This is a genomic window from Adlercreutzia aquisgranensis (genome assembly GCF_943193145.1).
GTDB classification, from domain to species: Bacteria; Actinomycetota; Coriobacteriia; order Coriobacteriales; family Eggerthellaceae; genus Xiamenia; species Xiamenia aquisgranensis.
Window position 1 is genome coordinate 53,115 of the sequence record NZ_CALPDA010000010.1, and the last position, 26,550, is coordinate 79,664.

Genomic DNA, 26,550 nt, shown 5'->3' on the forward strand with positions numbered 1-26,550 from the left:
CGATAAGGCTGAAACTGGGGAAGGGGGACGAAATGGGGCGAACGGGTATAAGGCGGAGTTTTGCTGCTGCGACAGGGGCTCTTCTTGTCGCGACTGTTCTGGTGTGCGTTCCTGTGGTAGCCTACGCTGCGCAAGCTGAGACGTCGAGAACGGATGCGGACGCTGTTGCCAAGGTGGTTCTAGCATATCTGGGAGACAATCCCGATGTCGATTCGAACGAGATAAGCGTTGGAGAGTCAAGCGTCGTCGTGACTGACGAGATGGACGAGGTTTCAATAGACGGACAGGAGTTAGCTACCAGATCGTGGCCAGTGTATGCACAAGGCGATCTGGTTGCGTTCGTTTACGCGGTGGATTCGGAGGCCGGATCGTCCTACACCCTTTCCTCTGCTTTGGCATCGCGGCTAGCGCCATACGTCGAGGAAGGGTCTGCGGTCGCGATAGTGGAAGATGGCGAAGAGACCGTTTGCGTTGATGATGCGACGGGTAAAGCCGTCGTGGTGGATGCTCGCGCTGAAGAGGCACGATTCTGCGATGCGGAAGATGCGAGAATCGATGTCGGGGTGCGTGCGCCGTCCGATGCGAATTCAATCGCGAGTCTGGAGATTTCGGAGGACGCAGGCTTTTCGATGGAAGGCGGCGCCGTAGCGGGGGTAGACGATGCTTTCGAGGTGGCCCTTGCATCTACTTCCGTTTCCGAAAGCAGGGCTCTCTATGTGAAACAATACCACCAGGGCAGTGATCCTATCTGTTGGGCGGCGGCCGCATACCAGGGCGGGCATTATTTGACGGGTCAGGATGTGGGAGCGGTTCAGGATCTCGCAGTTAATGCAGCGGGAAGCCTGAGGGGCGATACGGGGTATACGGAGACAATCGAGGCGTTGAGGTACTTTTTTATCAGGGGTCGCTGACCTGGGTACAAGGTTCGTCCTGGGGTTCCGATATGAGCGACGACGAAACCAGACGATGGATAAAGACAGGGATACCTTTTATCATCCGTTCTTATGCAAGCAATGGGGATGGACATTCGGTGACCGCCGACGGATATATCCTCTATGCCGACGGTACCATGTCGATAAGAATAGTGAACCCGGGTCCTCCGTCGGACTACATCGTTTACGCCTTCAGCTCTGGCGGCCGCGGAACCTACCATTTTGATTATCCGAATTCGGCGGGGAAGACATTTACATGGAAGTCAACGATTGTCTGCGATGGATGGCAGAAAAGACTCGGTCTTTCGAAGTGGAGTTGGATCAATTTCGATGGCAGCTATGAGCGGGGCTGGTTCTCCAAAAACGGAAATTGGTACTGGTTCGACTCCAGCGGCTACATGGTGGCTAACAACTGGGTGAAGCTCGACGGCAAGTGGTATCACCTGGGGGCGTCAGGCGCCATGGACACCGGCTGGTACAAGTCGTCGAGCAGCGGGCGTTGGTATTACCTGGGCGAGGACGGCGCGGCCTGTACGGGATGGCAGTTCCTCAACAATCGGTGGTTCGTGTTCGATTCCGATGGGGTGATGTACGAGGGATGGTATCAAGAGGGCTCCACGTGGTACTATCTGCGCACGGCGCCCAACGTGCCGTCCGGCGGCCCCGAGGGGTCGATGCTTTGCAGCGGTACTTGGACGATCGACGGGAAGTCCTACCGTTTCGACTCATCTGGAGCGTGCCTTAACCCATAATGCAAGTAGGCGTTTTCGGATGCGCGTTCGCCGACGAAGGGGGAATCATGGTTGCGCAATTGCTTTTGCGGAAGGGCGGCGCGATTCGTTCGCTTTCGATTGCTGGAATGATCCTGGCGCTGCTCTTTGTCGCTTTTTGCCTTGCCGCTTGTGATCCTGATGTGCGAAAGGAGCCTAGCAACGAAAAACCGGTGATCTACCTTTATCCTGAGCAGGCTAGCGTAATCGACGTGACGCTTGAAGTTGAAGGGAGCCTGAGCTGCGTGTACCCGGCGTTTGCAAGCGCGCAGCCGACGGATACGGGTGGCACATGGCGGGTTTTCGCGCAGCCGGACGGAACGCTGACCGACCTTTCTTCGGGACGTGAGCTCGGATATCTCTTCTGGGAGGGCGACGCTGGTTTTTCGCCAGATTTCTCGCAGGGCTTCTGCGTGTCCGGCGATGACATGCGAGCGTTTTTGGAGGACGCTCTTTCGAAGCTGGGCTTGACCGACCGGGAGGCGGCTGATTTCATAACCTACTGGCTGCCCCGTATGCAGGAAAACCCGTACAACCTGGTGTCGTTCCAGGGCGATGCCTATGCTCGGGTGGCGTGCTTGGGCATCGATCCCGAGCCGGATACGGTGATCCGCGTCCAGATGGCATGGCGCCCGCTCGAAGTCCCCGTGCAAATCGAACCGCAGGAGCTGACCGCTCCAGCCCGTAACGGTTTCACGGTAGTCGAATGGGGTGGCACGCAGGCTGAATAGTGGGCCGAGCTTGGCGCAGTCAAAGCGAATGCTGGTTCGAAGCGGTTGATTTGCAGGGTCGTTCGAACGGCCCGAAGCGGGCGTCCGTGAATTGTTCGCGGGTTGCGAAAAGGGTGTTGCAATCCGCGCTCGCGCGCCGTATAGTGCGAGCTGTCTTTAAAAGCGGTACAGAGAGACCGACAAGGCACCCAACGCCGCATCGCGGCACAAGCGAACTCCAAAGGGCCCTTGTCTTGCGCAGGGGCCTTTTCTTTGGCCGGCGCAAGGAGGAAAACCTGCGGGGGATTGCGTTGGCATAGCCTCATCGGCGCATCTGTGCCATCCCGACGAAAAGGGGTGAGTGCATGGCCGAACCGGGAACTGTCAAGAACGTCTGCATGGACGCCGACGAGATCGAGCGGTCGCTGACGCGCATCGCACATCAGATCTTGGAGGCGAACCGGGGTGCGGACAACATCGCGCTCGTGGGCATCGTCACGCGGGGCGACATTCTGGCCAAGCGACTGGCCGAGAAGATCCAGCAGATCGAGGGGACGAAGGTGCCGCTCGGGCGCCTGGACATCAGTTTCTACCGCGATGACTTCGCCACGCACCTGGCCCCCGAGGTGCACTCCACCGACATACTCTTCGACATCGACGGCAAGACCGTGGTTCTGGTGGATGACGTCCTGTACACCGGCCGTACCATTCGCGCGGCGCTGGACGCCCTCATGGACATAGGTCGTCCGAAGTCGGTGCAGCTGGCGGTGCTGGTGGACCGCGGGCATCGCGAGCTTCCCATCCGCGCCGACTATGTGGGCAAGAACGTGCCCTCGGCCGCCGACGAGAACGTGCGCCTGTTCCTGGAGGAAGTGGACGGCGTGTCCGAAGTTGAAATCCTGGAAATGGCGCCCGGTGCGCGCGCCGGTTCCGCGCCCCTTGGAGGTGAGTAGGCCCCATGGCTTTCAATCACAAGCATCTGATCGACATCACGGAGTACTCCGCCGACGACATCATGACCATCCTGGAGACGGCCACGCGCTTCAAGGAGGTCAACGAGCGGCGCATCAAGCAGGTGCCCACGCTGAAGGGCGTCACCATCGTGAACATGTTCAACGAGCCCTCCACCCGCACCCGCTCCTCCTTCGAGATCGCCGAGAAGCGCCTTTCGGCCAACAGCCTGAACTTCGGCGGCAGCTCCACCTCCACCGTGAAGGGCGAGAGCCTGGTGGATACCGTGGAGACTCTGTGCTCCTACAAGGTCGACATGATCATCGTGCGCGACAAGCACGCCGGCGTGCCGCGCAAGATCGCCGACGTGTCCGGCGTGCACGTGATCGACGCCGGCGACGGCAAGCACCAGCATCCCACCCAGGCGCTGCTGGATCTGTACTCCATCTGGGAACGCAAGGGCAAGCTGGACGGACTCAAGGTGGGCGTCGTGGGCGATATTGGGCACTCCCGCGTGTGCGGCAGCCTCATCCCCGCGCTCAAGATCATGGGCTGCGAGGTGACGGTCATCGCGCCTCCCACCCTCATGCCCGCCCGACCCGACGTTCTGGGCGCCGACCACGTGACCAGCAACCTTGACGAAGCGCTGCCCGAGCTGGACGTGGTGTACATGCTGCGCATCCAGCGCGAGCGCCTGGAGGGGGCGCCCTACCCGAGCCTTCGCGAGTACAACCTGCTCTACGGCTTGACGCAGAAGCGCGAGCGCCTCATGAAGCCCGACGCGCTCATCTGCCACCCGGGCCCCATCAACCGCGGCGTCGAGCTGGACAGCTACATGGCCGACCACGCTCAGCGTTCGATCATCCTTGACCAGGTCTACGCGGGCATCCTCACCCGCATGGCCGCCCTGTACCTGCTGCTTGGAGGGAGCGAAGATGGCTTTGCTGCTTAAGAACGCCCACTGCATCGACCCGCAGGCCGGCCTTGACGAGGTCTGCGAGATCCTCATCCGCGACGGCAAGATCGTGGAGGTGGGCCACAACCTGACCATGGAGAAGGGCGTGGAGCGCGACCTGGGGGGCAAGATCGTGCTTCCCGGATTGGTGGACATGCACGTGCATTTGCGCGAGCCCGGTTTCGAGCAGAAGGAGGACATCGCCTCCGGGACCCGGGCCGCGGCCAAAGGCGGCTTCACGGCCGTGTGCGCCATGCCCAACACCCTGCCCGTCATCGACAACGCCGTGGGCGTGGAGTACGTGAAGGCCCGCGCCGCAGCCGTGGGCAAGTGCCGCGTGCACGTGGCCGGCGCCTGCACCCAAGGGCTCAAAGGCGAGACCCTGGCCGAGATGGGCGACATGTTCAACCATGGCGCCGTGGCCTTCACCGACGACGGCCGCGGCGTGCAGGGCGCGGGCATGATGCGCCGCGTCATGGACTACGCCAGCCAGTTCGGCGTCACCGTGATGGCCCACTGCCAGGACGACGACCTGGTGGGGGAGGGCCAGGTGAACGAGGGCGTGGCCTCCACGCGCCTGGGCATGCTGGGTTGGCCGGCCGAGGGCGAGGAGCTCGAGATCGCCCGCGACATAGCCCTGTGCCGCCTGACCGGCTGCCCGCTGCACATCCAGCACGTGACCACCGCCCGCGGCCTGGACATGGTGCGCGCCGCTAAGGCCGAGGGGCTGCCGGTCACCTGCGAGGTGACCCCGCACCACCTGTTCCTGACCGAGGACGCCATCGGCGACGACTACAACACCTCTCTGAAGGTGAACCCGCCGCTGCGCACCGCCGCCGACGCCGAGGCCCTGGTGGCCGGCGTGATGGACGGCACCGTGGACGCCATCGTCACCGACCATGCGCCCCATACCGATTGGGAGAAGGACCGCGAGTTCGAGCTGGCGCCCTTCGGCATGATCGGCCTGGAGACATCGCTTTCCCTCGTGTACACGAACCTCGTGGCCACGGGCAAGATCGGCTGGGACCGCGTCGTGGAGCTCATGAGCGTGCGCCCGAACCAGATCCTCAACGTGGACACCGTGAGCATCGCGCCCGGCAGGACAGCCGACCTGACGGTGTTCGACCCCTCCGTGGAATGGGAGGTCACCCGCGAGGCGCTGACCTCGAAGTCCGGCAACTCGGGCTTTTTGGGCGCTCGGCTGACCGGCCGCGCCACCGACGTCTACGTGGGCGGCTATGCCACCTTGGAAGACGGCGTCATCTGCGAATAGCGTCCGCCGCCGTACCGAAGCTTCCGACTGCGCCTCCGGCTCTTTGGCTGCCGGGGGCGCTTCCTTTCCCCGAACTTAGCTGCCGGCTAATGTTTCGGCCGGGCTTTTCGCCTAGGATTTCACCGATATAGGGGCGTCGGGCGATGCCCTGCGGGAGAAAGGGAACCAATGGAGAATCAGAGTCAGAGCAACCTGCCCACTTCGGCCATGGCCGTGACGGCCCTTGTGCTGGGGATTATCGCCATCGTGAGCTCGTGGATGCCCATCATCAACAACTTCTCGTTTCTGCTGGCTATCCTGGGAACCATCTTTGCCATAGCGGGCCTGGTGGGAACCGTGCGCGGGAAGCGCAAGGGGAAGGGTCTGGCCGTAGCCGGGCTGGTGCTGGGCGTTGTCTCCTTCGCGGTGGTTCTCGTCACGCAGAGCGCCTATTCGGCCGCTATCGACGAAGTGTCGCAGTCGTACAGGACCTCCATTGCCTCTTCTAGCTCGTCGGCGGGGGCCGACGGTTTGGCACAGGGCGCTTCCGATGCGGCCCGGGGCGCTGGGGAAGACTACCAGAACCTGGCCGTGGGCACGGTCGTCGAGGACAGCAACGGCCTTTCGGTCAGCGTCGACTCGTTCCAGACGGGGGTCGAGATGAAGTACTCCGACAGCCCGCTCACGGTTATTGCGGTCACCTACGTCAACAACGGTTCGAAGGACGCGTCGTTCAATCCTTACGATTGGAAGTGCCAGGACGCCAACGGAGTGCAGGGCGACCGAGCCTTCGTTATGGAAGGCGAGAACGAGCTTAGCTCCGGGAGCTTGGCGCCGGGCGGGACGGTGAGCGGCAATGTCTACTTCGAGGGGGAGGGCGTGCTGGCGCTGTATTATACGAACATGTTCAACGACGGCGCCGATGCGTCCTGGGTGCTCGAATAGCGTTCTGGGCGCATGAGGAAGGAGCGATGGTGACCGAACCGCTGACCGAGGACTTGCTTTCGGAGCTGCTCGTCTCCGACGACCCCGTGGCCTTCGCCGAGCGCAACGCCGTGGGGCATCGCAGTCTGTCGGGCTACCTGCAGCAGCTGCTCGACGAGAAAGGGCTGGCGCGCTCGCAGGTTATCCGCGACGCGGGGCTCAACGAGACCTTCGGCTACCAGATATTCATGGGACAGCGAAACCCCTCGCGCAACAAGGTGCTGCAGATCGCCTTCGCCATGGGGCTTGACCTGCGGCAGGCCAACCGGGCCCTGCGGGCGGCCGGGGTAAGCGAGCTGTACTGCAAGGACCGCCGCGACGCCATCATCATATTCTGCCTGTCACGGGGCTGCTCGCTTCAGGACGTGCAGGAGGAGCTCTACCGCTTCGGCGAGGACACCATCTGCTAGGGCGCGCCAGGGATGCGCGGGTCTTGCGCGGTCTTGCGCGGTGTCGGCGACGTCGGCGCTTTGCCGTTGCGCAAGGCTCGCGGCTTGTGCGGGAGTGCATGCCGGGCAGGTTGGTGCGAAAAAGCGCGCGAACCTGCCCGGTATGCACTGTTTTGGGCCTTCGCGGTGGTCGGAGTCGTCGATGCGGTTGTCGGAACCCCTGCGGTCGTCGTGCTTCTGCTATCATGGAGCCATGGAAGACGAGCTGAATCGATACTTGGACAATCTGGGCGGCGGCACCAGCTTTCGCGTGGAGAAGGTGCTCAAGGAAGGCGCCTTGGAAACCACCGAGCTGGTGTGGCTCGTCGGGTGCGGCGGCGACGAGACCGGCCCCTTCATTCGCAAGACCATCGCGGACCATCCGGGCCTGGGGCAGGCCTACAGGCGCCTATTCGACGCCCAGCAACGGGGGCAGCGCTTCCTCTACCTGCCGCGGGTGGTTGATTGCCGCGAGGTCGCCGGCTCGCCGACGGTGGTCATGGAGTACGTGCGCGGCGTCACCTTGGCGCAGCTGGTGGAAAGCCAGGGGCCGTCGCTGGAGCTTGCCCGCGGCGTGTTCCCCTTCATCTGCGACGGAGCCTCGGAGATGCACGAGCGCTTCTCGCCGCCGCTGATCCACCGCGACCTGAAGCCGGGCAACGTCATGGTCTCCGAAGGGGGCGTTACCCTCATAGACCTGGGCATAGCCCGCAACTTCTCCGAAGGGGCCCAGGCTGATACCTGCTGCTTCGGCACTCGGTCCTACGCGCCGCCCGAGCAGTTCGGCTTCGGCCAGACCGACGTGCGAAGCGACGTGTACGCCCTGGGACTCATCCTGTTCTTCTGCCTGACCGGACGCGACCCGCTGCCGTCCGACCGAGACCGCGTCTGGCGCGACCCGGCTGTCCCCGAACCGCTTCGGAAGGTGATAGTCCGCGCGGCCGCCTTCGACCCTGCGCAGCGCTACGGATCGGCCGCCGAGCTGAAAAGCGCGTTTCTCGACGGCCTGCGCGCTCTTGAAGGCGCCGACGGGCAGGCGTCGATCAGCGCGCAGGCCCCTCCGCCGCAAGGCGTTCCGTGGCCCGCTGCGGGCCAGTCGGCCGCTCCGACTCATGCTGTTGCGGGCCGTTCGGTCGCGTCCGACCGCGGTTACGCCCAGCCTTCTGCGACCAGCGCGCGAAGGGCTGCCGCGCCGGTCTCTTCGCCGAAGGAGGCCGACGGTTCCGCGTCGGCGGGAAGGTTCTGGGCGGGGCGCTCTCTGGCGGCAGGCGTTCTGGTAGATGTCCTTCTGGCGCTGCTGGCCGTGTTCATCCTCTACATCGTCGTGGACATGTCCGTCAACCCCTCTCCCGGCAGTTCCGCCTACGACGACCCGCTCCCCATGCGGTTCGTGGAGAATGCGACCATCGGGCTGTTCGTCATGATCTTGCCGCTCTACCTTGTTGCCGACAAGCGCTTGCTGTGCAGGTTGAGCCCTCTTTTCAGGCCTCTGACGATGCGGCAGGCGTGCTTGGCGCTGGCCGCCGGCTGGATCGCGACGCTCGCCGTGTTCATGGTTGTGACGATCGCCAGGCGCTCCATCCTGTGACGGATGCTTTCTGCCGGTCGTGCCGCGGGCTTTCCCGTCCGGGCTCTTGGTCTCATCGTGCGAAAGGAAGTGCATGCAATGGCGAAGAAGGTAGCGATACTTATGGCGGAGGGCTTCGAGCCCGTGGAGCTGACGGCGCCGGCTGACGTGCTGCGCCGTGCGGGTGCGGAGGTGACCTGCGTGTCCGTCACGCCTACGGCCCTTGTCGAGGGTGCGCACGGGCTGATCCTGGTGCCCGATGCGAACCTTGACGCCGTCGACTTGTCGGGTTTCGACATGCTGGTGGTGCCGGGCGGCTCGGTAGGCGTCCAGAACCTGCTGGGCTGCGAGCCCCTTCTGCAAGCGATTCCCGCCTATGCTGCGGGCGAGGGCGGCAGGCTTCTGGGCGCCATCTGCGCGGGCCCCATGGTGCTCGATGCCGCCGGCGTGCTGGAGGGGCGCAAGGTCACCTGCTATCCCGGCTGCGAGGAGGGTTTTCCCGAAGGTGCCTACCAGGGGGTTATCGGCGTGGTGCGCGACGGCAACCTTGTCACGGCCAGCGGGCCCGGGCAGGCTATTGCGTTCGGTTTGACCCTGGCCGAGGCGCTCTGCGGCAAGGAGGCCGCCGACGAGGTGGCCTCGGGCATGCTGCTGGGGTAGCCTCCCCGAGTCCGGCCAGTTTTCCGCAAGCGCATAGGAAAGCGCCGATATCCGAAAAGATTGCGGAATAATCCTTGCGGATTGCGGAAATACGTATACTGTAGCGAAACCTTTAAGGCGGTACAGAGAGACCGACAAGGTGCGCATACGTATCGAAGCCGAAGATTGCGCTTCCCTACGCTCGGCATAGCGAACTTAAGCGCCCTCGTTGGATCGGGGGCGTTTTTTTGCGGGCGCTCCCTCGGGTCCGGGCCACCGGGTAGCGGCGGTCCGATGAAAGGGGATGGTGGCGTGAGCGAGATTTCGGACAAGCTTCTGCGGGGGACCACGAAGCCGGCGCCTGCACCTGCGCTTCTGATGCTGGAGGACGGCACGTGCTTTTCCGGCACCAGCTGCGGCGCAACGGGCGAGACCTTCGGCGAGATCTGCTTCAACACGTCGCTCGAAGGCTACCTCGAGGTGCTGACCGACCCCTCCTACGCGGGCCAGATCGTCACCATGACCTATCCCCAGATCGGCAACTACGGCGTGAACCCGGAGGATGCCCAGTCGGCGCGCCCCGCTCTGCGCGGCCTTGTGGTGCGCGATCTGTGCGCCACTCCCTCCAACTGGCGGAGCGCCAAGGGGCTGCCGCGGTTCCTGGCCGAAAACGGCATCGTGGCCATCGAGGGGGTGGACACCCGGGCCCTGGTGCGGCATGTGCGCGAAGCCGGCGCCATGAGGGCGGGCCTGTCCACCGTTACGCACGATCCCCAGGCCTTGCTGCAGAAGGTGCGCGAGAGCGAGTCGATCGTGGGCGTGAACCTGGCGGCCACGGTCTCCTGCGACAAGGCGCGCTCGGTGGGGGAGGGCGACCTTCCGCAAAGCCACGCCTTCGCCGTGACGAGCGCATCGGATGGCGCGCGCTACAAGGTGGTGGCCTACGACTGCGGGGTGAAGGACTCCATCCTGCACAATCTCGTGCGCTGCGGCTGCGACGTAACCGCCGTGCCCTGGGACACCCCGGCCGACGATGTGCTGGCCCTGAACCCTGACGGCGTGTTCCTGAGCAACGGACCGGGCGACCCCGAGGCGGTCGCGGGTACCTACAGCCAGGTGGAGAAGCTGCTCGGGCGGGTGCCGGTGTTCGGCATCTGCCTGGGGCATCAGATGATGGGCAAGGCGGCCGGCGCGCAGATCGAGAAGCTCAAGTACGGGCACCGCGGCGGCAACCACCCGGTTGCCAACCTGCGCACCGGCCGCGTTGAGATCACGGCGCAGAACCACGGCTTCGGCATCCTGTTCCCAAGCCTGGGGCCGCTTGTGCCGGAGCTTTCCGGCGGGTTCAAGGGCCACGAGGACGATCTACGTTTCTGGAGCCGCGCCGGCATCGCGCCCGTGGTGGACAACCCGCGCTTCGGACGCGTGCAGCTCACCCATGTGAACCTCAACGACGGCACCGCCGAGGGCATGGCCTTCCTGGACATCCCGGCCTTCTCGGTGCAGTACCACCCCGAAGCCTCGCCCGGGCCTACCGACGCCCATTACCTGTTCACCGCGTTTCGCCGCCTTATGGACGGGCGGGACGACTTCCTGGATATAGACATCGCCCAAGACCGGCTCGCCGGCTGGAAGTTCGGAGAGGTGGCCTAAATGCCCAAGCGCACCGACATCCATACCATCCTCGTCATCGGGTCGGGTCCCATCGTCATCGGCCAGGCCTGCGAGTTCGACTACTCGGGAGCCCAGGCCTGCAAGGTGCTCAAATCCGACGGCTACCGCGTGGTGCTGGTGAACAGCAACCCCGCCACCATCATGACCGACCCGGGCCTTGCCGACCGCACCTACGTGGAGCCCATCACCGCGTCGTTCGTGGAGCAGGTGATCGAGCGGGAGCGCCCCGATGCGCTGCTGCCCACCCTGGGCGGGCAGACGGGTCTGAACACCGCAGTGGAGCTGGCGAAATCCGGCGTGCTGGAGAAGTACGGCGTGGAGATGATCGGCTGCGATTTGGCGGCCATCGAGCGCGGCGAGGACCGCAAGCAGTTCAACGAGTGCATGGCCGAGCTGGGCATCGAGACCGCCCGCAGCGGCTACGCCTACTCGGTGGACGACGCGCGATCGATCGTGGAGGGTCTGGGGTATCCGGTGGTGGTGCGTCCGTCGTTCACCTTGGGAGGCGCCGGCGGCGGCATCGCCCACGACCAGGACGAGCTGGACCTCATCGTATCCCAGGGCCTTGAGCTCTCGCCGGCCGGCGAGGTGCTGGTGGAGGAGTCCATCGAGGGCTGGAAGGAGTTCGAGATGGAGGTGATGCGCGATAGGGCCGGCAACGGCATCATCGTGTGCTCCATCGAGAACGTTGACCCCATGGGCGTGCACACGGGCGACTCCATCACCGTGGCGCCCGCTCAGACGCTCTCCGACGTGGAGTACCAGCGCATGCGCGCCGCCTCGCTTGCCATCCTGGAGAAGATCGGCGTGGAGACCGGCGGCTCCAACGTGCAGTTCGCCGTGAACCCCGCAAACGGGCGCATGATCGTCATCGAGATGAACCCGCGCGTATCGCGGTCGTCGGCTCTGGCGTCGAAGGCCACGGGCTTTCCCATCGCCAAGGCCGCGGCGAAGCTGGCCGTGGGCTACACCTTGGACGAGATCGTCAACGACATCACCCAGGTAACGCCGGCCTGTTTCGAGCCGTCCATCGACTACTGCGTGGTGAAGGTGCCCCGCTTCGCCTTCGAGAAGTTCCAGGGAACCGACGATACGCTGTCCACCCGCATGAAGGCGGTGGGCGAGGTCATGGCCATCGGGCGCACCTTCGAGGAGGCGCTGGGCAAGGCGCTGCGCAGCCTGGAGAACGGCCGGGCCGGCTTCGGGGCCGAGACGGACGCCGCCCCCGAGCGGCATGTGCCCGACGGGCCGGATTTCGACGACCTGGTGAGCCGGCCCACCGCCGACCGCATCTTCTACCTGGCCGAGGCACTGCGGCGCGGCTGGAGCGTCGAGCGGCTGCACGAGGCCAGCGGCATCGACCCGTTCTTCCTGTTCCGCATGGCCGACATCGTGGCCGTGGAGGAGAACCTGCGCGGCATGCGATTGGACCAGCTGGACGCCGACGCGTTCCGCCTGCTGAAGTCCATGGGCCTCTCCGACGTGCAGATAGGGCGGCTCACCGGCTCCGACGAGGCCACGGTGCGCACCTGCCGCAAGATGCTGCGCGTGCTGCCGGCCTTCAAGACCGTGGACACCTGCGCCGCCGAGTTCGAAAGCCATACGGCCTACTTTTACAAGACCTACGACGCCGCCGAGACCGAGGCCGCTCCCGCTGCGGGCAGGTCGGCCATGATCTTGGGCGCCGGCCCCAACCGCATCGGGCAGGGCATCGAGTTCGACTACTGCTGCGTCCATGCCAGCTATGCCCTGCACGACGCGGGCTACACCACCATCATGGTCAATTGCAACCCCGAGACCGTCTCCACCGACTACGACACCTCGGACAAGCTGTACTTCGAGCCGCTGACCTTCGAGGACGTCATGGACATCGTGGACGCGGAGTGCCCCGACGGCGTGGTGGTCACCTTGGGCGGGCAGACGCCGCTGAAGCTGGCCTGGCCCCTTGCCCGCGCCGGCGTGCCCATCATGGGCACCAGCCCCGAGGCGATCGATTTGGCCGAGGACCGCGACCGCTTCTCGGCCGTGCTCGACGAGCTGGCCATCGCGTACCCGGCGGCCGGCATGGCCTCCACCTTCCAGGAGGCTTGCGTGGTGGCCGATCAGATAGGGTTCCCGCTTCTGGTGCGTCCCAGCTACGTGCTGGGCGGGCGCGGCATGGGCATCGTCTACGACGGCGCCCAGCTGGAGCGCTACATGGAAAGCGCCGCCAAGATATCCCCCGACCACCCGGTGTACCTGGACCGCTTCCTGGAAGGCGCCGTGGAGGTAGACCTGGACGCGCTCTGCGACGGGGAGGAGGTGTACGTCGGGGGCATCCTGGAGCACATCGAGATGGCGGGCATCCACTCCGGCGACTCCGCCTGCTGCACGCCGCCCTTCGCGCTGTCCGAGTCGGTATGCGAGCAGCTTCGCTCCATCGCGCGCCGGCTTGCGCTGCGCTTGGGGGTGGTGGGGCTGATCAACATCCAGTTCGCCATCAAGGACCAGGTCATCTACATCATCGAGGCGAACCCGCGGGCAAGTCGCACGGTGCCCTTCGCATCGAAGGCCACGGGCGTGCCCCTGGCCAAGTGCGCCGCCCTCGTCATGGCCGGGGCCAAGATCGCCGATTTGGGGCTTCCTGCCGACGACAGGCGCCTGGAGCACTTCAGCGTGAAGGAGGCCGTGATGCCCTTCGGCCGCTTCCCGGGGGCCGACACGGTGCTGGGGCCGGAGATGAAGTCCACCGGCGAGGTCATGGGCATCGCGCGCAACTTCCCGGCGGCCTTCGCCAAGACCCAGCTGGCCATCAGCTACGAGCTGCCCGAGGGCGGCACCGTGTTCGTGTCGGTGTGCGACCGCGACAAGCGCTCCATCGTGTCCATCGCCCGCGACATCGAGCGCTTGGGCTTCAAGATAGTGGCCACGGCGGGCACGGCGCGAACCCTTGCCGCCGCCGGCATCGAGGTGGAGGAGGTGCGCAAGGTGCGCGAGCCGTCCCCCAACATCCGCGACATGGTGGTGGGCGGCCAGGTGGCCATGCTGGTGAACACCCCCTTCGGAAACGCCACGCGCGACGACGGCTACGAGCTGCGCACCGAGGCGGTCAAGCACGGGATCACCCAGGTCACGAACTTGGCGGGTGCCCAGGCCATGGTGGCGGGCATGGAGGCGGCCCGGGCCCGGAAGCTGCCCGTGGTGGCCCTGCAGGACCTGCCCCAGTGGCAGCCGGCGCTGTAAAGGCGCTTCGGGCAGATTCTCCTTGCGCACCAGCGGAAACCTGTGCTATTCTGCTTGGCTGTACGTTTACGCCCAAAACGGGCTGTTTCGGCGTGCCTGAAACTGGATGTTCGCCAGAAAGGAAGAGTCAGTGACAGAGGCTTCCCATATGACAGAGATAGATCAGACCATCGACGCCGACGACGTTATCGAAGAGGACGTGATCGACGTCGAGGATCTTGAGGCAGAGCCCGACGTCGCCCAGGTGGACTCGTCCACCGACGACGACAAGCTCGACACCGCCTTGGACGAGGATTCCGACGAGGACCTGCTCGAGGGCATCCCCGAAGAAGAGCTCAAGGCCACCATGGACGTGCAGCTGCCCAAGCTCAGCGGCAAGACCAAGCGCGGCGCGGCCCGCCGGCGCAACGCCGACGCCAACGTGGTGATGCTCACGGGCGACCCGGTGCGCATGTACCTGAAGGAGATCGGCAAGGTGCCGCTGCTCACCGCGGCCGAGGAGATCGACCTGGCCATGAAGATCGAGGCCGGTGTGGCCGCCACCGAGGAGCTGGAGCGCGCCGAGGAAGAGGGCATCGAGCTCGACCGCCGCGAGAAGCGCCGCCTTGGCCGCATCGAGCAGGTGGGCCTGGATGCCAAGCAGCAGCTCATCGAGGCGAACCTGCGCCTGGTGGTGTCCATCGCCAAGCGCTACGTAGGCCGCGGCATGGTGTTTCTGGACCTTATCCAGGAAGGCAACCTGGGCCTTATCCGCGCGGTCGAGAAGTTCGACTACACCAAGGGCTTCAAGTTCTCCACCTACGCCACCTGGTGGATTCGCCAGGCCATCACCCGCGCCATCGCCGACCAGGCCCGCACCATCCGCATCCCCGTGCACATGGTGGAGACCATCAACAAGCTGGTGCGCATCCAGCGCCAGCTTCTGCAGGAGCTGGGCCGCGAGCCAACGCCGGAGGAGATCGGCAAGGAGATGGGGCTTACCGCCGAGCGCGTGCGCGAGATCCAGAAGATCAGCCAGGAGCCGGTGTCGCTGGACACGCCCATCGGTGAGGAGGAGGATTCCCAGCTGGGCGACTTCATCGAGGACGACGCCGCTGTGGTTCCTCCCGACGCCGCCAGCTTCAGCATGCTGCAGGAGCAGCTGCAGAAGGTGCTCGACGGGCTTGCCGAGCGCGAGCGCAAGGTCATCAGCCTGCGCTTCGGACTCGAGGACGGCCATCCGCGCACGCTTGAGGAGGTGGGCCGGGAATTCGGCGTCACCCGCGAGCGCATCCGCCAGATCGAGAGCAAGACCCTGGCAAAGCTGCGCCACCCCAGCCGCTCGAGCAAGCTGAAAGACTACCTGGAGGACTAGGGTGCCTGCTGAAACCTACGAGTTCTTCGCCAGCTGCCTCTCCGGAATGGAGGGGCAGCTTGCCGATGAGCTGAAAACGCTCGGCGCCAAGGAGGTGCGCCCCTTAAGCGGCGGCGTGTCCTTCGCCGGCCTGTCGCGGACGGCCTTGAAGGCATGCCTGTGGTCTCGCCTGGCCTCCCGGGTAACCGTCGTGCTCGGCCGCGTGGGCGCCGCAGATGCCGACGCGCTCTACGAAGGGGCGCTCGGCCTTCCCTGGGAGCGCCTGCTGGCGGCGGGGGCTACCGTGAAGGTGCGGGCGAGCGGCGTGAACGACCAGCTGAGAAACGATCATTTCACCGCGCTGCGCGTGAAGGACGCCGTCTGCGACCGGTTTCAGGGGCGGGGGCTTGCGCGCCCTTCGGTCAGCAGGGACGAGCCCGATGCCCTCATCGACGTCCGCCTGCGGGGGAGCCGGGCCACTATCTCGCTGGACCTGGCGGGACGCTCGCTCTTCGCGCGGGACTACCTTGAGGATGACGCCAGCCAAGACGACGTGAACGCCTGCGCCATGGCGTCGTCGCTTCTGGCCCTGGGGGGCTGGTGCGAAAGCGGCGCCGAGGGCCGCGGCTTCGTGGACCCGGCTTGCGCCGACGGCGCCCTGGTGGTGGAGGCTGCCGCAGCCGCCGCCGACATGGCGCCGGGGCTTACCCGGCAGAGGTGGGGCTTCTTCGGCTGGTCGGCGTTTGCGGACGACGAATGGGCGGAGCTGCTGGACGAGGCCGACGAGCGCTTCGAGCGCGGGCTTGCGCGCCTGGTGCGCAGAAGCGACGGCGCGCCCGACCCGGCCCAAGCGTGCATCGTGGGGCTGTGCGCTTCGTCGCCGGCCATTGCGCGCGGCCGAGGGCGCATTGCCAGCGCCGGGCTCAAGGGGGCGGCGAGCATCGTGCTTGGCGATGCGGAGAACGCCGAGGACGCCGTCGACCAGGCCCTGCGCTGCAGCGCAGAAGGCGCGCTGCTGGTGGCCAGCGACTTCTCCCGCCTGGAGCGCGGCGAGTCCCGCGCCCGGGCCCAGGCCGAGATCGCCGCCTTCGCGCGCGCGGCGGCGCTCGCACCCGAAGGATCCGTCTTCGCGGAAGCGGGTTTTGCCGCAGACGTGGCCGAGCGTTTCGGCGAGACGCCTCGGACGCTTGCCGTGGGTCGCGGGCGCATGGAGACGACTGTGTCCGTGCTCTCGGGCGCCCCGAAGGCGGCCTGCACGGTCATGGTGCCCGACAACGCCGGCGGGGCCGAGCATCCGGTGGAGGTGTTCGACGAGGCGTCGAGCCAGTTCGCCGACCGATTGCGCAAGATGGCCAAGCAGCGGCGCAAGTGGGCTGTTCGCGAGGGGGTTTCCTGCTATCGCATCTACGACGCCGACCTGCCCGAGTACGCCGTAGCCGTGGACCTGTACCAGGGCGCCGACCACGCCCAGGGCAACGCCTACCTCCATATCGCCGAGTACGCGCCGCCGAAGTCCGTCGACCCTGCCAAGGCGGCGCGGCGATTCCAGGACGTGCTGTCCCTGGCGCCGGTGGTCATGGGCGTGCGCCCCGACCACGTGTTCGCCAAGACCCGCTTGCGCGACAAGGGCGGCAGCCAGTACGGCGAGGCGGGCAGCCGTCCCTACGTCACCACGGTGGAGGAGGGCGGATTGCTCTTCGAAGTGGATCTGCGCAGCTACCTGGACACCGGGTTGTTCCTGGACCATCGCCCCGTGCGCGAGTACATCCAGACCCACAGCGCTGGCAAGCGCTTTTTGAACCTGTTCGCCTATACGGGGTCGGCCACGGTCCATGCGGCGGCGGGCGGCGCGGCGGAAACGGTGACGGTGGATCTGTCCCAGACTTACCTGGATTGGGCGCGGCGCAACATGGAGCTCAACGGGCTTGCCGGCCCGCAGCATTCCTTCGAGCGCGGCGACGTCATGACCTGGGTCACCGAATGCCGCCGCAGCCCGCGCCGCTTCGACCTGGCGTTCGTGGACGTGCCCACCTTCTCGAACTCCAAGGCCATGGGAAGCCGTACCTGGGACGTGCAGCGCGACCACGTGGAGCTGCTCATCGGGGTGTCGCGCCTGTTGGCCGAAGGAGGCCGGGCCATCTTCTCGTGCAACCTGCGCACCTTCAAGCCCGACGAGGAGACGCTGTCCAAATACGGCGTGCGTCTTGAGGACGTGACGCCCGAGACCATACCCGAGGACTTCTCCCGCAACCCCCGCATCCACAAGTCCTACCTGGTGACGCGGGAGAGGTAGGCGTCATACCCTGCGGGTTGCGGTCCCGGCGCGCGCGGCCAAAACCCCGGCGGTCCTCGACGTTCGGTGCGAAGATGCGAAGGAGTTGCCGCCTGGCCGCCGGAATGGGGTATAATCGCGTCTCGTCTACGTGCCCATAGCTCAACGGTGGAGCAGAGGACTCATAATCCTTTGGTTGCAGGTTCGAATCCTGCTGGGCGCACCAGAAACTCGAAGCCCGGTCGCCCATGCGGCGCCGGGCTTTCCTTCTGCCGGGCGAAGGCCTTGGGGCGCTGCTGCTTCGGCGCAACTGTTACTGTGTATTCTTCTCGTTCAAGGCAGAACCCTTCGGGGTGCTGATATACTTCATCATTTGGATAGCTCCGCTCACGGGGCTGAAAAACGCTTTTGAGGGTAGGGGGTTGTGCCTATCATGGCAACCACGGAACTGGGTCAGCAGAAGGCGAAGAAGCGCCCGTCGTCGAAGACGGCGAACCGTCGCAACGTCTGGCTGCTCGTCGCAACGACCATTCTCGTCGTCATCTCGGTCGCGCTGTTCATGCCGCCTTCCGAGAAGATCAACCAGGGCCTGGACATCCAGGGCGGCCTGTCGGTGGTGCTCACTGCCAAGAGCACCGACGGCGATTCGGTTACCGCCGAGGAGATGGAGAGCTCCCGGGCCATCATCGAGAGCCGCGTGAACTCGCTGGGCGCCTCCGAAGCGGTGGTGCAGCTGCAGGGCAACGACCAGATCCTGGTGCAGATTCCCGGCCTGTCCGATTCCGAGCAGGCCCTTGCCACCATCGGCAAGACCGGTCAGCTGGTGCTGGCGCGTCTGGACAGCTTCACCGACGAAGAGGTGGTGAAGCAGATCGAGTCCGGCGAGTTCGAGTCCCAGGGGGTTATCACCGACGAGTTCGGCATGTCGTTCCCCTCCGGCACCTCCACGAGCACCATCAGGGTTGAACCCGGCACCTATACGCCGCTCGTCACCGGCAGCGAGATTACCAACGTGACCATCGGCCGGCCTTCGGAGACAGCGACCGACTATGGCGTGAACGTGACGCTGAACAGCCAGGGCGCCGCAGCGTTCGCCCAGGCCACCGAGGAGCTTGCCGCCGACCACGGCCGTATCGTCATCATTTTGGACGACATGGTGGAGTCGGCCCCTGCGGTGCAGGGCGTCATCCCCGACGGCCATGTGCAGATCACCGGCGACTACACCATGGACGAGGCCAAGGCCTTGCAGACGGTGCTGCAGTCCGGCAGTCTGCCCGTGTCCTTCGAGTACGCGCAAAGCCAGGTGGTGGGCCCGACGCTGGGTCAGGACGCCCTGGCCTCCGGCGTGGTGGTGGCCCTCATCGGCATCGCCGTGGTCATGCTCTACCTGCTTATCTTCTACAAGGGGCTGGGCATCATCACCGCTGCCGCCATGCTGGTATTCGCGGTGCTGTACCTGGGCATCCTGGCGGCCCTCTCGTCTTTGGGCCTGTTCAGCTTGTCCCTTGCGGGTGTGGCCGGCATCGTGCTCACCATCGGCATGGCCGCCGACTCCTCCATCTTGGTGCTCGAGCGCTTCCGCGAGGAGATTCGCATGGGCAGAAGCGTGCGCGCCGCCTCGGCCACCGGCGTGCGCCATGCCATCCTGACCTCCATCGACGCCGACCTGGTAACGCTGGTGTCGGCGTTGTGCCTGTTCTTCCTGGCTAGCGCGTCGGTCAAAGGCTTCGGACTTACGCTGTCGCTGGGCATCTTCTGCGATATCGCGATGATGCTCCTGTTCAAGGCGCCTATCATCCGCCTGCTGGCGCCGAAGGTCATCGCGAAGAACCCTGGCTTCTGGGACGTGTCCGACTCCCTGGCTGCTGCATCGGCCTACAAGGAGCTCGCCAAGGTGGAGGGCGTGCCGGTTGCCGAGGCCGAGACCGGCGAGCAGATGAACGCTGCTGAGTCCGAGGCCATCGCCGACGCCGACGCCGGGTCCGCCGGCAGGCGCGCATCCGAGCGCGTGCGGGCCATCAAGGGCCGCTTCATCAAGTACGACATCAACTTCATGGGCGTGCGCAAGGTCCTGCTGCGCATCGCCGTGGCCGTCATGGCCTGCTGCGTCATCGCCATCGGCGTGCGGGGGCTCAACTTCGGCATCGAGTTCGTGGGCGGCACCTCCGTGTCGTTCCACGGCACCGGCGACGTCACCATCGAGCAGATGCGCCAGGCCTGCGACGAGGCCGGCGAGCCCGACGCCGTCATCCAGACCACCGTGGCCGACGGCCAGGAGGGCTTCCTGGTGCGCACCACCACCGTGAGCGCCGAGGATGCCACGGCCGCCGCGAACCAGGTGGCTGCCACCCTGGGCCTTTCCAGCGAGAACTTCGAGGTGACCACCATCGGTCCCGACTGGGGCGCCAGCGTCATCCAAAGCTCGCTCATCGCGTTTCTGGTGTCCATCCTGCTGATCATCGCCTACATCTCTGCGCGCTTCCGCGACTACAAGATGGGCATCATGGCCGTGGTGGCGCTCTTCCACGACTTGCTGCTGGTCATCGGCATCTACGCGCTCGTGGGCCGCGAGGTGAACCCCAACACCATCGCCGCGCTGCTCACCATCCTGGGCTACTCGCTCTACGACACCGTGGTGGTGTTCCACCGCATCAACGACAACATGTCCGGCGAGGATATCCGCTGCACCTTCATGACCATGGCCAACCATTCCATCAACCAGGTGTTCATCCGTACCATCAACACCACGCTGACCTCGTTCATCCCGGTGTTCGCAATGCTTCTGTTCGGCGGCGAGACGCTGAAGGACTTCGCCTTCGCCATGGCCATCGGCCTGATTGCGGGCTCCTATTCCTCCATCGCCATCGCCACCCCGCTCTACGCTATGTGGAAGACCAAGGAGCCGCGCTTCGCCAAGCTGCAGAAGAAGTACGGAGACGCAGTGGGCCTGTTCGAGTTCGACCATGCGGGATCTGCGGTCATCGCCCAGGTCCCTCTGGTGAAGAAGGGGGCCGCTGCTTCCGCAGGCGCTTCCGGCGTGACCGAGTCCCGGGCTGCGGAGGCATCCGAGCAGCGCCGGGCTGCATCGGCGAGCGCGCCCGAGCCCAAGAAGCCCTCGCGCCCCGCAACCACCGCCAAGCCCCCGCGTGGCCAGCGTAACAAGGTTCCCCACAAGAAGTAGCGTTTTTCGGCGCGCCCGGTCGGCCCCATACGACCCGGCGCGCCTTTTCGCATTCGGTAAGGTGCCGCCGCCGGCGGCTTTCGAAAGGAGAAGCATGGCTGACCAGGATAAGGAACCCGTCGTGTTGGTCGAGGAGGAGATGGAGCTCGAGTGCGGCTGCGGATGCTGCGCCGACGGCGACTGCGACGACTGCGAGTACGTCGAGGGCACCGAGTGGGCCATCCGCGCCGCCGCGTGGGAGCTGGCCGCCCTGGGCCTGCGCTATCCCACCATGGAGCTGGCCGAGATCGCCGCGACGGGGGAGTGGGTGGATGCCGCCGAGGAGGTGGCCATCGTGCTGGACATGGCGCTGCCCGACGAGTTCGGCGAGTCGGCCCTGGAGTTCGTCGAGGAAGTCGAGGCGACCGACATCGAGGGCGACGAAGGAGAGGCTGCGGTCGAGTACGTGTTCGAGATGCCCTCCGAGGAGGATCTGGACGCCTACATGCACAAGCTGCGGGCCGAGGCCACGCGCCTTATGATCGGAGCGCCGAAGCCGGCCGTGAGCCCCTTCGAGGGCGTGCGCCGGGCCGAAGCCGAGGGCGTGCAGCCGCTGCTGTTCGTGAACCCCCATTCCATGGCGGTGGAGCGTTACATGAAGTCCTGCGGCCTGGGACGCCCCGAGGGGACCAACGAGCCGCTCGACCACGTGGCCACCGAGTGCGAGTTCCTGCAGCATCTGGCCCTGCGCGCCGACGAGGACGCGCTTCTGGCCGAAGCCGCCGAGGCCGGCGACGAGGAGCAGGCGGCGGCCGTGAAGGAGATCAGGGAGGCCGAGACCCCCGAGCTGCCCGATTCGGAGAACCTGCCGGGCGGCAGCGCCGAGGCGGCCTACGGGCAGTTCGAGCGCGAGCACGTCTTCCCCTGGATGGGCGATTTCGCCCAGGCGCTGCACGGCGAATCCCGCATGCCCTTCTTCAAGGACGTGGCCTTGTTCCTGGGGGCCCTTGTGGCCTTCGAGCAGCAGCGCGCCGAGCAGGCGGCCGAGGACGGGCAGTAGTCGGCTCCGTAGTTCCGTTCGCCGAGCGAATCGCACCGTTTTATGTGGAAAAGCCGCCGCCTTGGCGGCTTTCCGCATCTCCGGGAGCCATGAGGCGTATACTCCGCGTAAACTCATAGTCGAAATGCGTTGACGAGGAGAGTAGGGCCCAACCCGATTTCCCAGAGAGCCGGTACTTGGTGGAAGCCGGCGATCGGGCGGTCCGAACGCCACCTCCGAGCAGTTCGGTACGAGCGCATCGTGCGCATGCGGGCAATCCTCGCAGGCGGGCGGTGCTCGTAGGCTGAACCGGCGACTCCGTTAAAGGTCGAGGGCCCTTAGGCGGCCCGCCCCCCGAGGTCTCGGTGCAGCTTGCGCGCATCGGGATTTTTTTATGGGCGAAACCGGGCGGCGGTTTCGCGGAAAGGGGGTTGGGTCCATGGCGGAATCTCATAGCTGGGGGCCGCTTCGCAGCGACCAGGTGACCAAGGGAGTGGCCCGGGCGCCCCATCGCAGCCTGCTCAAGGCCGACGGCATCACCGACGAGGAGATGGGCCGTCCCTTCGTCGCGGTGATCAGCTCCCGCAACGACATCATCCCGGGGCATACCAACCTGGACAAGATCTCCGAGGCGGTGAAGGCCGGCATTTACCTGGCCGGCGGCGTCCCCTTCGAAATCTCCACCGTGGGCGTATGCGACGGCATCGCCATGAACCACGACGGCATGCACTACTCGCTGGTGTCCCGCGAGGCCATCGCCGACAGCGTGGAGTGCGCGGTGCAGGGCCACGCCTTCGACGCTATGGTGTGCATTCCCAACTGCGACAAGATCGTGCCCGGCATGGTGCTGGGCGCTTTGCGCGTGAACATTCCCACGGTCTTCGTGTCTGGCGGCCCCATGCTTCCCGGCGTGCAGCCCGGCGGCTGCGGCCCCACCACCGATCTGAACACGCTCTTCGACGGGGCGGGCAAGGTTGCGGCGGGCGCTATGGACGCCGAGGAGCTGAAGTACTACGAGGACACCGCATGCCCCACCTGCGGAAGCTGCTCGGGTATGTTCACCGCCAACTCCATGAACTGCCTGTGCGAGGCCTTGGGCATCGCCCTTCCCGGCAACGGCACCATCCCCGCCGTGTACTCCGAGCGCATCCGTTTGGCAAAGCACGCGGGCATGAAGGTGATGGAGCTTCTGGAAAAGGGCATCCGCATCAAGGATATCCTGAACGCCGCGGCCGTCCACAACGCCATGGAATGCGACATGGCCTTCGGCGGTTCCACGAACACCGTGCTGCATCTGACCGCCATCGCCCAGGCGGCCGGCTGCCCCATCACCATGGACGACTGGGACGCCGCGAGCGCCCGCACGCCGCACCTGGTGAAGCTGCAGCCCTCCGGCCCCCGCCCGCTCATCGACCTGTACCAGGTGGGGGGCGTGCCGGTGGTCATGCACGAGCTGGCGCAGCTGGGCCTTCTGGACGAGAGCGCGCTGACCTGCGAGGGTCCGCTTCCCGAATACCTGGAAAGGTGCACGAAGGCCGCCGACGGCGAGGTGTGCCGCACCCACGACAACCCCTTCAGCCCCCAGGGCGCCCTGCGGGTGCTCCACGGCAACATCGCCCCCGACGGCGCCATCGTGAAGAAGTCGGCGGTCGACCCGTCCATGTATACGCATACCGGCCCCGCCCGCGTGTTCGACAGCGAGGAGGAGGCCTGCGAGGCTATCAACGGCGGCAAGGTGGTTGCCGGCGACGTGGTGGTCATCCGCTACGAGGGCCCCAAGGGAGGCCCCGGCATGCGCGAGATGCTCACGCCCACGAGCGCCATCTGCGGCATGGGGCTCTCCTCCAGCGTGGCGCTGATCACCGACGGGCGCTTCTCGGGCGCCACCAAGGGCCCGGCCGTGGGGCATGTGAGCCCCGAAGCGGCGGCGGGCGGCCCTATCGCGCTCATCCGCGAGGGGGACAGCGTTACCGTGGACATCGACGGCGGGGCGCTCACGCTGCATGTGGACGACGACGAGCTGACGCGCCGCCGCGAGGCCTTCGTCGCCCCTGCGCCCAAGCACGACCACGGGGTGCTGGCCAAGTATGCGAAACTGGTGAGCTCGGCAGACAAGGGGGCCTACGTAGCATGACGAAAGAGCAAGCGCAAACCTCCCAGTCCAGGGCGCTGTCGGCGGGCGCCCCGCGAGGGCTGGGCAGCAAGACGCCCAAGCAGGGCAAGACCATGATCGGCGCCCAGGCCGTGGTGGCCTCCCTTGAGGCCGAAGGCGTTGAGGTGGTGTTCGGCTACCCCGGCGGCCAGGCCATCAAGATCTACGACGCGCTGTACGACTCCGACCAGCTGCGCCACGTGCTGGCCCGCCACGAGCAGGGGGCGGTGCACGAGGCCGACGGCTACGCCCGCGCCACGGGCAAGGTGGGCGTCGCCATCGTGACCAGCGGTCCGGGCGCCACCAACACCGTCACCGGCATCGCCACCGCCTACATGGACAGCGTGCCGTTGGTGGTCATCACCGGCCAGGTGCCCCGCGGCGTCATCGGCACCGACTCGTTCCAGGAGTCCGACATCGTGGGCATCACTATGCCGGTGGTCAAGCACAGCTACCTTCTGCAGTCCACCGATGAGCTGACCAGCACCTTCCGCGAGGCGTTCCATATCGCCAGCACCGGGCGCCCGGGTCCTGTGCTCATCGACGTGCCGAGCGACCTTGCCTCGGCCGAGATGGTGTTCGAGTACCCCGACCAGGTGAACCTGCCCTCCTACAAGCCCACCTACAAGGGCAACGCCAAGCAGATCCGCGCGGCCGTGGACGAGATTCGCCGCGCCAAGCGTCCTGTCATCTACGCCGGCGGCGGCGTCATCAGCTCGGACGCCAGCGAAGAGCTGGTGGAGCTTGCCGAGCGCATGGGCATCCCCGTGGTCACCACGCTCATGGGCAAGGGCGGCTTTCCGGCGGGGCATCCGCTGTACCTGGGACCGGTGGGCATGCACGGCGCTAAGTACTCGAACCTGGCGCTCACGGAATGCGACCTCATCATCGCCGCCGGCGCTCGCTTCTCCGACCGCGTGACCGGCAAGCTCTCCGAGTTCGCCCCGAACGCCCGGGTTATCCACATAGACATCGATCCGGCCGAGATCGGCAAGATCCGCGAGGTGCAGGTACCCATCGTGGGCGACCTCAAGGGCGTGCTCTCGGGCCTCAACGCAGCGCTGGAGAAGGCCGGCGCGCAGCCGGGCACTCAGGAGTGGCTGGAGCTGGTGGGCAGCTGGCGGGAGCGCTTCCCGTTCTACCACGCGCGCCTGGGCGAGACCGAGGAAGCGGGCCAGATCGTGCCCGAGCAGGTGCTGCAGCAGCTGTCGGCAAAGCTCGACTCCGATCGTTCCGTGGTGGTGACCGAGGTGGGACAGCATCAGATGTGGGCCGCCCAGTTCGTCGACCGCACCCGCCCGCGCACCTTCCTCTCCAGTGGCGGCCTGGGCACCATGGGATTCGGCTTCCCGGCTGCCATAGGTGCCGCCATCGGGCGTCCCGACGCTCAGGTGGTGTGCATTGCCGGCGACGGGTCGTTCCAGATGAACAGCCAGGAGATGGCCACCGCCGCCATCAACGGTGTGCCGGTGAAGGTGCTCATCCTGGACAACCGCTGCCTGGGCATGGTGCACCAATGGCAGAAGCTGTTCTACCGCGAGCGCTACTCGTCCACGCTTTTGGACGCCAACCCCGACTTCGTGAAGCTGGCCGACGCCTACGGCTGGCAGGCCGAGCGGGTGGAGAACCCCGAGACGGTGGGCGGCGCCCTGGACCGCATGCTGGCCTGCGATGGCCCCTTCCTGTTGGACGTGGCCATCTCCCGCGAGCAAAACGTCTACCCGATGGTGGCCCCGGGTGCAGCCCTCGACGACGTCATGGGAGCCATCGACGTGGCCGTGGGGGCCGTGCGCACCGCCATGCCGGGCAGCTCGGTGCCGGCGTCGGCCCAATCGCCCTGTGCCAAGATAGACGCCCAGTTCGGGGGCCGCTGGGAAAGCGACCCGCAGGACGTGGGCAAGCGCATGAGCGCCCAGGAGGCCCACGACGCCGGCATGGCCGCTTCGCAGGATACGTCGACCGACGGGGAAGGGGAGGCCCGATGAAGCACATTCTTTCCGTCCTGGTGGAGAACAAGCCTGGTGTGCTCTCCCGCGTGACCGGCCTCATCTCGCGGCGCGGCTTCAACATTGAGTCGCTGTCCGTGGGCCCTACCGAGGACGCCACCATGTCGCGGGTGACCGCCATCGTGAAGGCCGACGAGGTGGCCTACGAGCAGATCACCAAGCAGCTGCACAAGCTCATCAGCGTGCACAAGATCTCCGACCTCACCGACGAGGGCGCCATCGAGCGCGAGCTGGTGCTGTTCAAGGTGAACGCCCCGGCCGACCGCCGCAGCGAGATCATCGAGATCGCCACGGTGTTCCGCGCCAAGATCGTGGACGTGGGCAGAAGCTCGCTTACCATCGAGGCCACCGGCGACGAGAGCAAGCTCAAGGGCATGGAGGACCTCTTCCGCGCCTACGGCATCAAGGAGATCGTGCGCACCGGCAAGATCGCCATGTCGCGCAACAGCAAGGAAGCCTAAGGCCAGCGTCTCAGGGCCTGAAGCCATAGATCAGGAATCGCAG

General features: G+C 65.9%; 19 protein-coding genes and 1 tRNA gene. All 20 read left to right on the top strand.

The window, feature by feature from the left end; genetic code table 11:
- Positions 1-32: 32 nt before the first annotated feature.
- The gene (locus NFR41_RS07350; protein ID WP_251231325.1) at positions 33-911 is read left to right on the top strand and encodes a hypothetical protein; all 879 of its coding nucleotides are present in this window, start codon (positions 33-35) and stop codon (positions 909-911) included.
- A gap of 119 nt (positions 912-1,030) precedes the next feature.
- On the top strand, positions 1,031-1,684 hold the full coding sequence (locus NFR41_RS10510; protein ID WP_285833863.1) for a PspC-like choline-binding domain-containing protein: 654 nt from the start codon (positions 1,031-1,033) through the stop codon (positions 1,682-1,684).
- Positions 1,685-1,731: 47 nt separating this feature from the next.
- Positions 1,732-2,433 carry a hypothetical protein gene (locus NFR41_RS07365; RefSeq protein WP_251231326.1) on the top strand — a complete coding sequence of 234 codons (702 nt, stop codon included), beginning with the start codon at positions 1,732-1,734 and terminating at the stop codon, positions 2,431-2,433.
- 344 nt (positions 2,434-2,777) lie between these two features.
- Complete coding sequence (gene pyrR, locus NFR41_RS07370; RefSeq protein ID WP_160212349.1) at positions 2,778-3,365, top strand: bifunctional pyr operon transcriptional regulator/uracil phosphoribosyltransferase PyrR; 588 nt, start codon at positions 2,778-2,780, stop codon at positions 3,363-3,365.
- 5 nt (positions 3,366-3,370) lie between these two features.
- Complete coding sequence (locus tag NFR41_RS07375) at positions 3,371-4,315, top strand: aspartate carbamoyltransferase catalytic subunit (protein ID WP_160212350.1); 945 nt, start codon at positions 3,371-3,373, stop codon at positions 4,313-4,315.
- Complete coding sequence (locus NFR41_RS07380; RefSeq protein WP_251231327.1) at positions 4,299-5,591, top strand: dihydroorotase; 1,293 nt, start codon at positions 4,299-4,301, stop codon at positions 5,589-5,591. Before NFR41_RS07375 ends, NFR41_RS07380 begins: the two co-directional genes overlap by 17 nt.
- Positions 5,592-5,759: 168 nt before the next feature.
- Positions 5,760-6,515 carry a DUF4190 domain-containing protein gene (locus tag NFR41_RS07385; protein ID WP_251231328.1) on the top strand — a complete coding sequence of 252 codons (756 nt, stop codon included), beginning with the start codon at positions 5,760-5,762 and terminating at the stop codon, positions 6,513-6,515.
- A 26-nt stretch (positions 6,516-6,541) separates the two neighbouring features.
- On the top strand, positions 6,542-6,964 hold the full coding sequence (locus NFR41_RS07390; protein ID WP_251231329.1) for an XRE family transcriptional regulator: 423 nt from the start codon (positions 6,542-6,544) through the stop codon (positions 6,962-6,964).
- Between the two features lie 232 nt (positions 6,965-7,196).
- Positions 7,197-8,570, top strand: coding sequence for a serine/threonine protein kinase (locus NFR41_RS07395; protein ID WP_251231330.1), 1,374 nt, complete (start codon positions 7,197-7,199; stop codon positions 8,568-8,570).
- 78 nt (positions 8,571-8,648) lie between these two features.
- Entirely contained in the window at positions 8,649-9,209 is a 561-nt protein-coding gene (locus tag NFR41_RS07400; RefSeq protein WP_251231331.1) for a DJ-1 family glyoxalase III, read from the top strand.
- A gap of 291 nt (positions 9,210-9,500) precedes the next feature.
- Positions 9,501-10,841: a glutamine-hydrolyzing carbamoyl-phosphate synthase small subunit gene (carA, locus tag NFR41_RS07405; RefSeq protein WP_251231332.1), complete on the top strand. Its 1,341-nt coding sequence runs from the start codon at positions 9,501-9,503 to the stop codon at positions 10,839-10,841.
- A complete protein-coding gene (gene carB, locus NFR41_RS07410) occupies positions 10,842-14,084 on the top strand; it encodes a carbamoyl-phosphate synthase large subunit (RefSeq protein ID WP_251231333.1) in 3,243 nt (1,080 codons plus the stop codon). It begins immediately after the preceding gene.
- A gap of 148 nt (positions 14,085-14,232) precedes the next feature.
- Positions 14,233-15,438 (top strand): RNA polymerase sigma factor RpoD, encoded by a 1,206-nt coding sequence (gene rpoD / locus NFR41_RS07415; RefSeq protein WP_160212357.1) that lies wholly within the window; start codon positions 14,233-14,235, stop codon positions 15,436-15,438.
- Between the two features lies 1 nt (position 15,439).
- On the top strand, positions 15,440-17,710 hold the full coding sequence (rlmKL, locus tag NFR41_RS07420) for a bifunctional 23S rRNA (guanine(2069)-N(7))-methyltransferase RlmK/23S rRNA (guanine(2445)-N(2))-methyltransferase RlmL (RefSeq protein ID WP_251231334.1): 2,271 nt from the start codon (positions 15,440-15,442) through the stop codon (positions 17,708-17,710).
- Positions 17,711-17,840: 130 nt separating this feature from the next.
- A tRNA-Ile gene (locus tag NFR41_RS07425) sits at positions 17,841-17,915 on the top strand.
- A 207-nt stretch (positions 17,916-18,122) separates the two neighbouring features.
- Entirely contained in the window at positions 18,123-20,870 is a 2,748-nt protein-coding gene (secD, locus tag NFR41_RS07430) for a protein translocase subunit SecD (RefSeq protein WP_251231335.1), read from the top strand.
- A 94-nt stretch (positions 20,871-20,964) separates the two neighbouring features.
- A complete protein-coding gene (locus NFR41_RS07435) occupies positions 20,965-21,909 on the top strand; it encodes a TorD/DmsD family molecular chaperone (protein WP_251231336.1) in 945 nt (314 codons plus the stop codon).
- A gap of 418 nt (positions 21,910-22,327) precedes the next feature.
- Positions 22,328-24,022, top strand: a complete 1,695-nt coding sequence (gene ilvD, locus NFR41_RS07440) for a dihydroxy-acid dehydratase (protein ID WP_251231337.1) — start codon at positions 22,328-22,330, stop codon at positions 24,020-24,022.
- Positions 24,019-26,025, top strand: coding sequence for a biosynthetic-type acetolactate synthase large subunit (ilvB, locus tag NFR41_RS07445; protein WP_251231338.1), 2,007 nt, complete (start codon positions 24,019-24,021; stop codon positions 26,023-26,025). The genes ilvD and ilvB overlap by 4 nt, the downstream gene beginning before the upstream one ends.
- On the top strand, positions 26,022-26,507 hold the full coding sequence (gene ilvN, locus NFR41_RS07450) for an acetolactate synthase small subunit (protein WP_160212361.1): 486 nt from the start codon (positions 26,022-26,024) through the stop codon (positions 26,505-26,507). The genes ilvB and ilvN overlap by 4 nt, the downstream gene beginning before the upstream one ends.
- Positions 26,508-26,550: the final 43 nt, after the last annotated feature.